An 11,516-nucleotide genomic window follows, 5' to 3' on the forward strand; every position below is an offset into this window, starting at 1 on the left:
CGCCGCGGGTCGTCGTGCACGCCGAGCACGGCATCGACGCGGCCACCGCGCGGCTCATCGAGCACACCCGGATCGACTTCCCGCAGCCCGACCCGGAGCACCCGGTCGCCGCGCCGCGGGCGGTCGTCGACGGGCCGCGGCTGCACGCCGACCCGATCCGGCTGGCGCGCGAGATCATCGAGCAGGACCACCGCGAGGACGTGCCCTTCTTCGACGCCGAGACCCAGGCCCGCCAGACGGTCCGGGTCATCGACGGCCGGCTGTACGACCAGGAGGGCCTGCCGCTGCACGGCCACTACATCTTCGCGGTGGGCGAGCACGGCCAGGAGATCCACGCGATGCGGTTCTCCGAGGCCGGCGCGATCAACGCGAAGCACTCCAGCCTGTTCGCCGGCGGCAACGTCCACGCGGCCGGCGAGCTGCGGGTCGAAAACGGCCGGCTGGTCAGCGTGGACAACCACAGCGGCCACTACACGCCGGTCGCCGACCACGTCAGCCGGGCCCGCGACGCGTTCCGGTTCCACGGCACCGACCTCGGCGGCGCCGAGTTCAGGGTGTCCGACGGCGACCCGACCCCCTACTCGCGGGCCCGCGGCGAGGAGGCCTTCGACCGGGCCGTCGCCGAGTTGGGCCGCCCCGGCGAGATCGACGGCGTGGTCGGCGTGCACCGCGTCACCGAGGCCGAGGGCATGGCCCGCACCGGCGACTCCGCGCTGCTGCGGGTGGAGCTGGCCGACGGCACGCACGTCGAGGTGGACGCGACGGGTGTCCGCGACTTCCTGCGCGCGGGCCGCTACGAGGGCCCCGACGCGGCCGGCGTCCGCCCGGACCGCATCATCTTCACCAGCGACCACGACCTCGCGCTGCAGGGCTCCGACCAGCTGCGCGACCGCATCGAGGCGGCGCTGCCCGACCACGGCGCGGCCCCGTCCGAGCCGCGGGCCGCGGTCGCCGGCGGCCGTCCCGACCACGTGCTGACCGAGCTGGACCGGCTGCTCGCCGAGCGGCTCGGCCAGCAGCCGCTGCACGACCGGTCCGGCGAGCCGCTGCCGCCGCCCCGGCACACCAACCACTCCATCGCCGCGCTGCGGGACCTCTCCCACGAGCAGATCCGCGGCCCGGTCGACGCGGCCGGGCTGTCCGCCGGCGAGGCCGCGCACCTGGTCGGCGACCTGGTGGCCCGGCGCGACGCGGTGCTCGCCCGGTGGGAGCGCCCGCCGCTGCCCGAAGAGGTCCAGCGGATGACGGACGCGGTGCGCCAGGACCTGGAGTACCGCCGCAACGAGCCCAGCCCGCGCGACGTCTACGACACGCTGCGGGAGCAGGCGCACCGCAAGACGGCCGACTACTCCAGCGGCATGACGATCCGCGAGGCCGCCCGGGCCATGGACGAGGCCGTCGTCGCCCGCGGCGGCACCCCCCGCTACGAGCGGATCATCGACGACTTCCTCGCCACGCCGGAGGGGCGGGCCCACCACGAGGCGATGATCGGCCTGGACCTCGCGACCAGCCACGGCCCGCGCTTCGACCTCGTCGACGAGGGCTTCCGGGACGCCTCGCCCGAGTGGGTGGCCGCGCGCCGCGACGAGCACGCCGCCGGCTGGACCGAGCAGGAGCAGGAGGCCCTCCGCCGCTACGGCGGGACCGCCGGCTACGACATCGACCACTACCTGCGCACCGGGGAGTACAACCGGGAGTCGTACCGCGCCGACGCCTACCGCATCCAAAACGCCATGCGCGAGTCGACCGCCGACCTGAGCCTGCACGGCTACCTCGACCCGAGCCGGCTGGGCGTGGCCGAGCTGTCCGACCTGCCGCGGCTCATCGACGCCGACGTCACGATGGACGGCTTCACCCGGCTGGCGGCCGACGATGCCTCCGCCCCGATGGTCGGCACCGTCCGCGTCGTCGTGGATGCTCCCAGCGGTACCCCCATGAGCTGGATCGGCGGCGCGAACCCCGACCACGTCGAGGGCCAGGGCCACGTCGTGCTGCCCGCCGGGGCGCGCCTGCACGTGCTGGGGCTCGAGCGCCTCGGCTACGACCGCTACGAGCTGCGGCTGCGCTACGAGGGCTACGACGACCCGGCCGCGCTGACCGGGCGCCTGCACGACGACCCGCCGCCACCGGACCAGGGGCCGTTCGTGCCCGAGGGGCTCACCCGCGGCAACGAGGACCTGCTGGTGCGCGGCGACGGCCTGCCGATGACCGCCGAGCAGGCCCGCGACGCCGCCCGCGGGGCCGGCGTCGACCTGCGCGGGATCGAGATCCGCGTGGTCACCGACGTGGAGCAGGCCCGCTTCCTGGACCGCCAGGGCGTCGCCGCGTTCGTGCCGCCCGAGGAGGGCGGCCGGGTGCTGCTGCTCGGCCCGGCGGCCTTCGCCGACCACGACACGCTGGCGGCGACGCTCGCCGACACCCTTCGCGACCGCACGGGAGACCACCTTGGTGATCCGCTTCTCGGTGGAGACGATGTTCGACTGGACCGGCCGGGGCCTGCTGATCTCGGGCATGACGCTGGGGGGCGTCATCGAGCCGGGGATGGCGCTGGGCAATGGGACCGGGGCCCGGGCGAGGGTGCTGGCGATCGAGCCGGAGAGCCCGCGGGACCGCCGCGAGGGCTGGACGACGCTGCTGGTCGAGGCGGCGACGCCGAGCCCGGTCGCGGACCGGGTGGTGCTCACGGTGGAGGAGACCCCGGCGATCCCGTACACGTATCACGAGGCGCCGGGGAGCGTGACGATCTCGGAGGCGACGCCGGGGGCGCGCCGGTCGATGACTATCGAGCTGGCGACATCCTCGCGGCGCTTCGCGGAGACCCCGCCCCCGCACAGCCGGGAGATCACCCGGGAGCAGGCGGAGCGGCTGGTCCGGGCGGCGGGCACGAGCCTGCCGTCCGAGCCGGAGCTGCGCCGGATCCTGCTGCGGCGAACCTAGACGCGCACCGGGCGGTCCAGGAGCGCGTCGCGCCGGTCGCGCCGGAGCTGGCCAACGTGGTCGAGCAGCTGCTCGACGACCCGCACCCGCTCAACGTCACCAACTCGCTGCGCAACCCGGCCCTGCGTGAGGTGGTCCTCGGCCACATCGAGGAGCTGGGCCGCGGCGACGCCCTGGCCCCGTACGGCGGCGACCTGACCGCGTTCCTGGAGGAGCACCCCGGCCAGGGCCCGCTGTACGAGAAGGTGCCGCCGCACGTCAACAAGGTCGTCGTGGACGGCGTCGAGCGCACCCGGCTGGACGTCTACGTCGAGCGGCTCAAGACCACCGACCCGGCCCTGGACGTCGGCGCGCACCCGACCGAGGCCGACATGACCCACGTGCGCGACTACGCCCGCCGCCTCGTCGAGGAGGTCAAGCCCGAGGTCGACCGGCAGCTGAACGCGATCGCCGACCGCATCCGGGCCACCACCGACGGCCCGGTCGACTACAACAGCCGCCCGAAGGACGCCGAGGGCCTCATCGACAAGGTCGGCCGGATGAGCCGCGGCCGGCCCGGCGCTCCGCCCCGCGACTGGTACCGCGTCGGCGATATCGTGGACGCGGTGGGCGCGCGGATCACCGTGCCCGACACCGCGAGCCTGGCCCGCACGCTCCGCGCCGTCGTCGAGCACTTCGGCGTGGGCGACGGCGGACGGATCGTGGAGGTGGACAACATGTACGCCGCGCCGAAGTCGAAGAGCCCGGAGTACCGTGTGATCCCGCTCTGCATCGGCATCGAGGTCAACGGCCACCACTACGCGTTCGAGCTGCAGCTCACCACGCTGCGCGCGTCCATCGCCGCCGACATCGAGCACAACTCGCTGTACAAGCCCTACGTCGTGCTGGGACCGGCCGACGCCGAGGCCGTCCGCCGCGCCTTCGAGGAGGCGGCCGCCCTGGACCAGCTGGAGGACAGCTCGTGACGGAGCTCTTCGTGTTCCGGCTGGGCGAGGCCCACGACGACCTGGAGCCGGTCTTCGTCGTCGACGGGCGCGACTATCCCGACGACGCCGCCGCGCGCGCCGACGTGGAGGCCGCCCGGCGGGCCCTCGACGAGCGCCGGCTGATCGCCGACTTCGAGGCCTCGGCGGCGGCCCCCGAGGCCCCCCGCTCGCCCCTGCCCACCTGGCGCGAGTGGCGCGCCCTGCACATCGACGGCGGCGAGCCCATCGGCGTGCGGCCCCGCCCGGAGGTGCAGGAGACCCCGCCCGGCTGGGCCGCCATGGGCCGCTGGCTGGAGAACTCCCAGGCCTGGCTCGACGCCCAGGTCGCCGCGGCCGCCGGCGCCGTGCCCGGGGCGCGGGTGCGCCGCGTGCGCGAGCCCGAGCCCCGCCGCGTCGGCCGCGCCTCCGTCGTGCTGGCCGAGGAGCGCTACCAGGTCGACGTCGAGTACCTCGCCGTCCCGGCCACCCTCGACCCGATCGCCGCCTGGCTGCGCGCGAACGGCTGGGCGGTGGTCCCCGACGGGGGCACCCTGAGCGCCACCAACGCCGGATACACCGTCACCGCCGTGTGGACCGAGCGGTACAACTCGGTCCGCCTGGTCGGCTCGTCGCCGGCGGTCGACGCCACGTACTTCGACCCGCAGGGAGGAACCGCCGGTGCCGCGCACGTTTGACGGGTCGGCCGGCTGGCCGGCCCTGCGCGAACGCCTCGCCGCGAGGCTCGATCCCGGCACGCTCGCCGCCCTGGACGAGGCGGTCGCCTTCGCCGTCGAGCGCCACGGCGACCAGCGCCGCCCGGCCGGCGAGCCCTACGTCGAGCACCTGCTGGAGGCCCTGGAGGTGCTCGCCGAGGGCGTGGGCGAGCGCGACCCGGACACCCTGCGCGCCGCGGTGCTGCACGACGTCGTCGAGGACACCCCGACCACGCTGGAGGAGGTCCGCGCCCGCTTCGGCGACCGGGTCGCCGAGCTGGTCGGCTGGGTCACCAAGGGCGAGGACCGGGAGGCGTACCTCGCCGCCCTGCCCGGCGCCCCGGACGCCGCCATCGCCGTGAAGCTGGCCGACCGCCTCAGCAACGTCCAGCGCCTGCGCACCCACCCCCGCCCGGCCAAGCGCGCCTCCTACTACCGCGAGACGGTCGCCACCATCGTGCCGCTCGCCGCCGGCCGGCCGTGGTTCGAGGACTGGTACCGCGCCTGGGCCGCCGAGCACGCGGATCTGGGCGGTGCGGTGTGAGCGTCGCCGAGTCCGACCAGCCGTTCCGGATCGTGGTGCTGGGCGAGCGGACCGGCGGCCGCCTCGTCCCGGGCGAGCTGCCCGAGCCCGACCGCCGCTTCCATCGCGCCCTGCGCTACCTGCGCAGCGCCGCGTGGGTCATCCGCGACCCGCAGACGTCCGGCCCCGACGCGCTCGATCCGGCGGCGGCTTCCCCGGTACCGCGGGGCTACCGCACCGACGGCGACTGGATCTGGCCGGTGGCGCTGGAGTACTACCTCGAACACCACGGCGTCGCCCCACCCGCGGAGCTGCTCGAGCTGATGGCCGAGCGCGGCTACTACGCCCCGCGCGCCCACGCCGACCGGTGCGGCCAGGCCCACCAGGCGCTCCTGGCGCACATGCCGGGCCCGTTCGAGCCGCCCGCCCCGATGCAGTTCCGCCTGCCGCCGGACGTCTACGACCTGCTGGTCACCGTCGGCTGGCAGCCCGGCCGCGACGAGAGCGCCCGGGTCGACGAGTGGGCGGCCGGCCAGGGCATCGAGCTGGACCCCGTGCGGCGGCAGATCCTGTCCGAGTTCGGCGGGCTGACGTATCCGGTGTACGGGTACGGCCGCGACTGGCGGGTGATGGCCTTCCACCTGCTGCCCAACGGTCCGCTCGGCGACGTCGCGGGCCCCCTGCTGCCCATCGGCAGCGTCCCCCAGTGGAAGTCGCAGATCGTCCTGGACCCGAGGCGCGGCATCGCCACCGTCGGCGAGGTCGAGCGCTACCTGGGCCGGGACATCGACGAGGCCCTCACCTCGCTGATCCGCGGCCAGGCCGTTGGCTAAGGTGGAGTCCATGTCGACCGCCATGCGCATGCTCGACGCGACGCAGGTCCGCGGCCTGGCCCACCGGCTGCTCGCCGCGGGCCCCCTGCTGTATCAGGTCCCGCCGGACCGCATCGCCGCCGAGCTGGGTTGGTCGCTGCTGCCCCGCAAGATCGGCTCCATGCGCTTCGCCGACCCGGGCCTCCCGGTGGGCACCGGCCAGGCCACGCTGGGCGTCTCCGACAACGGCGCCGTCCGCACGGTGGCGGTCCCCGTCTCCGACCCCCTGCCGGACGAGGAGACCGACGACGACTGGGACTTCCACCAGGACGCGTTCGCGATCGCGGGCCGGGCGCTGACCGAGGACCTGGGCCCGGTCGGCCGCACCATCCCCGGCGACCAGCCGGTCATGGAGTGGAGGAGGGGCGAGACCGCCCTGCAGCTGTCCCGCGGCCGCAACACGGTGAACCTGCACCTCTTCGCGGCCCGCGACGTGGCCCAGGACGACGACGTCTGATGCCCGCGACCTGGGAAGACTTCACCCCGGCCCTGGTCCGGGAGCTGCAGCGCCTGGGCGACGGCCTCTACCTGGTGCTCAACGACCGCGCCCGGCCGTGGCGCTTCGCCCAGTTCTACCAGGCCCGCACCCACCTGACCGCCGAGGTGTCCGGCCAGACCGAGGACGGCTCGGGCGGCGTACCGCACGACACCCCGCAGGCCCGGGCCCTGCTGGAGGCGATGTCCTGGTCGCCGCCCACCCCCTACGGCCAGTCCTGGCACCTCCGGCTGCCGTGGCCCGCGACCACGCGCGAGTACCGCGACCTAGCCGGCTCGGTGGTCCGCGCGCTGCACGAGGTCAACGGCACCGCCGCCCCGTCCGACCTGACCTACCGGGCTTGGGACGGCAACCACGACAACCGCCCGTGGACGGTGGACCTGCCCGGCGTCGCGGAGGCCCCCCAGATCTAGGCGCGGCGGAGCACCGCGTAGAAGTTCTCCTTGGCCAGGATGTTGACCAGCTCCCACGACCGGTCCTCGAGCAGCTCGACCGCCTCCAGCAGGCGGCCCATCGGGCTGCGCAGGGTCGAGACCGGAACGAGGGCGAGATACCGGTGGGGATAGCTGTCCAGGTCGATGGCGCCGTTGAGCACGTCGTCGGTCGTCACCCATCGCGTCTCGACCGGATCGTTCGATCGTCTCATGCGCAGTGAGCCTAGGGCTTCCCGTCGATGCCGGTGGGCCGGGACTTACGAGGCCAGCCGCTCGCCCGTGCCGTCCGACTCGTTGATCTCCGACCACACCGCATCGAGGGAAAGGCCGAGGACGTCGGCGATCGCGGCGATGGTCGCGAAGGCTGGGGTGGCCACGCGACCGGACTCGATCTTCCGCAGCGTCTCCGGCGAGACGCCCGCGTCCAGCGCGGTGCCGAGCATCGAACGCTGTCCCCTGGCCCGGCGCAGGAGGGCGCCGAGGCGCTGTCCGCGTTCGACCTCTTCGGGAGTGAGCGGCAACCTGACCATGGCTGCGATTCTAGTACCGGGATAATATGGCCGGGATACTTATTGGTTGCACGAGTGAGGCGTCGCATGATCGAGTTCCTGAGCCCCGACGAACTGCCGCGAGCCAGGGCGGCGGGTGCCCTGGTCGCCGGCATATTGCAGGCGTTGAGGAGTCGCTGCGAGGTGGGCACGAACCTCCTGGACATCGACCGGTGGACGCAGGCCATGATCGTCGAGGCCGGAGGCGAGTCCTGCTACGTCGACTACGCGCCGTCCTTCGGGCGCGGGCCCTTCGGCCACTACATCTGCACGTCGGTCAACGACGCCGTGCTCCACGGGCTGCCGCACGACTACCCGCTCGCCGACGGCGACCTGCTGACACTCGACCTCGCCGTCTCCAAGAGCGGAGTCGTCGCCGACTCCGCCATCAGCTTCATCGTGGGCGACTCGAACCCCCCGGAGAGCGTCGCGCTGATCAGCGCGACCGAGCGCGCCCTGAGCGCGGGGATCGCCGCGGCCGGACCGGGGGTTCGCCTCGGTGACATCTCCCACGCCATCGGCTCGGTCCTCAGCGAGGCGGGGTATTCGATCAACACCGAGTTCGGGGGTCATGGCGTCGGATCGACGATGCACCAGGACCCGCACGTCTCGAACACCGGGCGCCCCGGTCGCGGATACCGGCTGCGCCCCGGGCTGTTGCTCGCATTGGAGCCGTGGGTCATGGCGGACACCGCCAAGCTCGTCACCGATGCCGACGGCTGGACGCTCCGCAGCGCGACCGGCTGCCGGACGGCGCACAGCGAGCACACGATCGCCATCACCGACGACGGGGCCGAGATCCTCACCCTGCCGAAGCGGGCGCAACCATGAGCTAGGGCAGCAGGTCGGGGCGGTAGCGGCGGAACCAGGCGCCGATCGGGCCGTTCGGCCAGTCGCGGTCGATCATCGCCAGGCTCATGTTCAGCGCCTGCGGCTCGGCCAGCGGCACCCACTCCGGGCCGGCCTGGCGCTGCTGGGCGGCCTGCGACTGGCTCAGCAGCTCGCCGACGCCGGTGATGCCCGGCCCGCTGTTCGCGTCCGCGAACATGTCCGCGCCCAGCTGGGCCGCCGCGCGGCCCGGGCCCCACGGGGCGATTACGGCGCTGGTGCGGCGGTTGATGAGGACCACGCCGCCGACGTCGGGCCAGCGCATCCGGGCGATCTTGCCGTCGCGGCGGAGGAACTCCACGCCCGTGGGGGAGAGGCGCAGGCCGTGGCCGCGGCTGGCGACCCGGTGCAGCAGGACCGTGCCGCCGACGAGGACCACGGGGAGTACCACCGACATCACGTAACCGCCGATGACGTAGCCGATCATCCAGCTCAGCAGGGCGACCACGATGTTGGCGGCCAGGTAGGGCTTGATGTGGGTCTTCCAGGTCTGCGACCAGGTGGCGCGGAACTCCTGGGCGGAGGCGGAGGGAGATGTCATGCGATGACCGCCTCCAGGTCGGCCTGCTCCAGGATGCGCAGCTCGTCCAGGGTCGGGCGGCGGCCGAGGATGCGCAGCCGCTGGGCCTGGGCCTTGCGCACGCTCTCGAAGAGCTTGCGGGCGTCGCGGGCGTTGCCGAAGTTGGCGTCGCGCTCGACCTGGTCGAAGTGGCGCAGCAGGGCGGGCTCGACCTGGTCGCCCAGCAGGTAGTCGTCGGCGGCGCACATGCGGCGCACGATCCGGACGAGCTCCTCGGGGGTGTAGTTCTCGAAGACCACGGTCTTGGTGAAGCGGGACGCCAGGCCGGGGTTGGCCGAGATGAACTCGTCCATCTCCGCCGTGTAGCCGGCGGCGATGACCGCGATCTCGTGGCGGTGGTCCTCCATGAGCTTGACCAGCGTGTCGATCGACTCCTGGCCGAAGTCCCCGCCGGAGCCCATCGAGCGGGACAGCGTGTAGGCCTCGTCGATGAAGAGCACGCCGCCGCGGGCCTCCTCGAAGGCGGCCGAGGTCTTCTCGGCGGTGTGGCCGAGGTACTGCCCGACGAGATCGCGCCGCGAGACCTCCTTGAACGCGCCCTTCGGCAGGACGCCCAGGGCGGCCAGGAGCTTGCCGTAGATGCGGGCCACGGTGGTCTTGCCCGTGCCGGGGGCGCCGGCGAAGACGAGGTGGTGGCTCATCGCGCCGACGGAGAGGCCGGCGCTGCGGCGCCACTCGTTGACCTGGATCTCGTCGATGAGGGCGCGGACCTCGTCCTTCACGCCGGCCAGGCCGACCATCGTGTCCAGGTCGGCCAGCAGCGCCTCGACCGCGGCCGCGTCGCCGCCGCCGGCCGGGCTGGCGTCGCCGATGGTCAGGGGCGGCGCGTCGGGGCGGGCGGCGATGACCGTGGGGGTGGCGCCCTCGGCGATGTCCAGGGCGGGCACGCCGGTGTTCTCGATCTGGCACTCCTCGACCAGGCCGGCGCAGCCGCGGGCGAAGGAGATGCCGACGCCCTGCGTGTCGTGGACCTTGCACCGGCGGATCGTGGGCGCGCTCTGGTGGGCGACCATCACGCCGGCGTCGCCGGTCTGGGTCACCTCGCAGCCCTCGAGGGTCGGCTTGCCGAACTGGTACACGTACACCCCGCGCCGCCCGCAGCCGCGCACGGTGGTGGCGGTGATCAGCGGGTCGGCCCCGATGCGCACGATGATGCCGTCCTCGGCGACCTCGCTGATCTGGCAGTCCTCGATGGTCCCGGCGGCGTCCTCGACCACGATGCCGAACTGCGCGCCGGTGATCGTGCACTTGCGCATCTCGATCGAGCCGCCGGCCAGGTCGACGCCGGGGCCGAAGCGGGCGCCGAGGTCGCAGCCGGACAGCGACAGCTGCGTGCCGCGGGCGGTGACCACCGCGGCGTCGGCCGAGCGCAGCGTGAAGCCCTCGATGGCGAGGGTGGCGTTGCGCGCGCTCACGGCCGGATACGGGATGTCGGTCGCGTCCAGCGTCACCGGGCCGCCCGCGGGGTCGGCGCCGACCAGCCGCAGCCGCTTGCCGGTGACGAAGATGGCCTCCGCATAGGTGCCCGGGGCCACCGCGATCACCGAGTCATCGGTGGCCGCGGCGAGCGCGTCGCCGATGGTGGCGTACGCGCCCCGCTGCTGCGGTGAGACAAGGAGTGTGCGAATGGTGACTCCAAACAACGGCTCGAATCCAGTGACGCCCTCGCATTCTATGGCCGGATAGGCTGTCGGCCATGAGCCGCAAGCTGCCGATGACCGCGGGGGCGCTGCTGGTCGGCGACGGCATCTTCCAGCACACGTCGGTGCGCGGCGACACCGCGCCCGAGTTGCACTCGCTGATCCGCCGGTTCCTGCACGAGCTGCCGGTCGAGTCGCGCGAGCGCTTCGCCGGCTCGTGTGCCGAGACCGTGCTGGTCTCCGACCGGCTGCACGAGGCCGAGCGGCGCATGGGCGCCCCGCTGACCCCGTCGGCGGCCCGCGCCGAGCTGTGGGGGGCGCGGGTGTCGGTCGTGCACATCCGCGAGGAGGGCGACCCGATGCACGGCCGCCCGGCCCGCCCGTGCCGCACCTGCGCCGCCCTGCTCGACTGGCTGGGCATCGAGGTGAGCGAGCAGTGAACCTCCCCGTGGAAGTGGACGCGGCGCTGCGCGAGGCCGGCTGGACCCCCGGCCGCACCGACCCGGCCCGGGCCCGGATGTGGGCCCTCGCCCTGGCCTCGCACGCCTCTCCGAGCGGCCACCAGCACACCGTGGTGCCGCCGGCCATGGCGGCCTTCGCCGAGTTCGGCGGCCTTGCGGTGCGCGCCGACGGCGCCGGCGAGCAGATCGCCCGCTCCGGCTTCGTGCTCGACCCGCTGCGCGGCCTGCACGCCGCCTCGACCCTGGCCGACCTGGGCGAGCTGATCGGCGCGCGGCTGACCCCGATCGGCGCCGAGCGCGACGACGCCGGGCTGCTGGCGATGGACGAGCACGGCCGCGTGTTCGCGCTCGACCACACCGCCGACTGGTACCTCGGCGCCTCGATCGAGGAGGCCATCGCCACGCTGGTGCTCGGCCGGATGCCGGCCCGGGTCACGGACGACGGCACCTGGGCGTGAT

At 73.9% G+C, this 11,516-nt stretch carries 12 protein-coding genes and 1 pseudogene; 9 read left to right on the plus strand and 4 right to left on the minus strand.

The genetic code is table 11. The features are described 5' to 3' along the window. The 6 genes and pseudogenes from ABD352_RS16040 to ABD352_RS16065 form a co-directional block, all read left to right on the plus strand. Positions 1–3,902, plus strand: a pseudogene (locus tag ABD352_RS16040) (hypothetical protein); the annotation flags it as partial. Continuing rightward, on the plus strand, positions 3,899–4,597 hold the full coding sequence (locus ABD352_RS16045) for a hypothetical protein (protein WP_344613160.1): 699 nt from the start codon (positions 3,899–3,901) through the stop codon (positions 4,595–4,597). The pseudogene ABD352_RS16040 and the gene ABD352_RS16045, both read left to right, overlap by 4 nt. Continuing rightward, positions 4,581–5,159, plus strand: a complete 579-nt coding sequence (locus tag ABD352_RS16050) for an HD domain-containing protein (protein WP_344613161.1) — start codon at positions 4,581–4,583, stop codon at positions 5,157–5,159. The genes ABD352_RS16045 and ABD352_RS16050 overlap by 17 nt, the downstream gene beginning before the upstream one ends. Then, positions 5,156–5,971 carry an SUKH-3 domain-containing protein gene (locus ABD352_RS16055; protein WP_344613162.1) on the plus strand — a complete coding sequence of 272 codons (816 nt, stop codon included), beginning with the start codon at positions 5,156–5,158 and terminating at the stop codon, positions 5,969–5,971. Before ABD352_RS16050 ends, ABD352_RS16055 begins: the two co-directional genes overlap by 4 nt. 10 nt (positions 5,972–5,981) lie before the next feature. Further along, positions 5,982–6,467 carry a DUF6301 family protein gene (locus tag ABD352_RS16060; RefSeq protein WP_344613163.1) on the plus strand — a complete coding sequence of 162 codons (486 nt, stop codon included), beginning with the start codon at positions 5,982–5,984 and terminating at the stop codon, positions 6,465–6,467. Then, positions 6,467–6,919 (plus strand): TY-Chap domain-containing protein, encoded by a 453-nt coding sequence (locus tag ABD352_RS16065; RefSeq protein WP_344613164.1) that lies wholly within the window; start codon positions 6,467–6,469, stop codon positions 6,917–6,919. Before ABD352_RS16060 ends, ABD352_RS16065 begins: the two co-directional genes overlap by 1 nt. Here ABD352_RS16065 and ABD352_RS16070 read toward each other — a convergent pair. Both ABD352_RS16070 and ABD352_RS16075 read right to left on the minus strand, forming a co-directional pair. Next, complete coding sequence (locus ABD352_RS16070; protein ID WP_344613165.1) at positions 6,916–7,152, minus strand: hypothetical protein; 237 nt, start codon at positions 7,150–7,152, stop codon at positions 6,916–6,918. The genes ABD352_RS16065 and ABD352_RS16070 overlap by 4 nt on opposite strands. A 45-nt stretch (positions 7,153–7,197) precedes the next feature. Beyond that, on the minus strand, positions 7,198–7,470 hold the full coding sequence (locus ABD352_RS16075) for a helix-turn-helix domain-containing protein (RefSeq protein ID WP_344613166.1): 273 nt from the start codon (positions 7,468–7,470) through the stop codon (positions 7,198–7,200). Positions 7,471–7,536: 66 nt separating this feature from the next. Between ABD352_RS16075 and map the strand changes: the two genes are divergently transcribed. Continuing rightward, entirely contained in the window at positions 7,537–8,319 is a 783-nt protein-coding gene (gene map / locus ABD352_RS16080; protein WP_344613167.1) for a type I methionyl aminopeptidase, read from the plus strand. A 1-nt stretch (position 8,320) separates the two neighbouring features. Here the strand turns inward: map and ABD352_RS16085 are convergent, their stop codons facing one another. Both ABD352_RS16085 and ABD352_RS16090 read right to left on the minus strand, forming a co-directional pair. Beyond that, positions 8,321–8,917: a hypothetical protein gene (locus tag ABD352_RS16085; RefSeq protein ID WP_344613168.1), complete on the minus strand. Its 597-nt coding sequence runs from the start codon at positions 8,915–8,917 to the stop codon at positions 8,321–8,323. Further along, positions 8,914–10,599 carry a right-handed parallel beta-helix repeat-containing protein gene (locus tag ABD352_RS16090; protein WP_344613169.1) on the minus strand — a complete coding sequence of 562 codons (1,686 nt, stop codon included), beginning with the start codon at positions 10,597–10,599 and terminating at the stop codon, positions 8,914–8,916. The genes ABD352_RS16085 and ABD352_RS16090 overlap by 4 nt, the downstream gene beginning before the upstream one ends. A 53-nt stretch (positions 10,600–10,652) precedes the next feature. Here ABD352_RS16090 and ABD352_RS16095 point away from each other — a divergent pair, with 53 nt between their 5' ends. Both ABD352_RS16095 and ABD352_RS16100 read left to right on the plus strand, forming a co-directional pair. Continuing rightward, positions 10,653–11,036 (plus strand): YwqJ-related putative deaminase, encoded by a 384-nt coding sequence (locus ABD352_RS16095; RefSeq protein ID WP_344613170.1) that lies wholly within the window; start codon positions 10,653–10,655, stop codon positions 11,034–11,036. After that, on the plus strand, positions 11,033–11,515 hold the full coding sequence (locus ABD352_RS16100) for an SUKH-3 domain-containing protein (protein ID WP_344613171.1): 483 nt from the start codon (positions 11,033–11,035) through the stop codon (positions 11,513–11,515). Before ABD352_RS16095 ends, ABD352_RS16100 begins: the two co-directional genes overlap by 4 nt. Position 11,516 lies beyond the last annotated feature (1 nt).

The organism is Dactylosporangium salmoneum, assembly GCF_039532525.1.
In the GTDB taxonomy this organism is placed as follows: domain Bacteria; phylum Actinomycetota; class Actinomycetes; order Mycobacteriales; family Micromonosporaceae; genus Dactylosporangium; species Dactylosporangium salmoneum.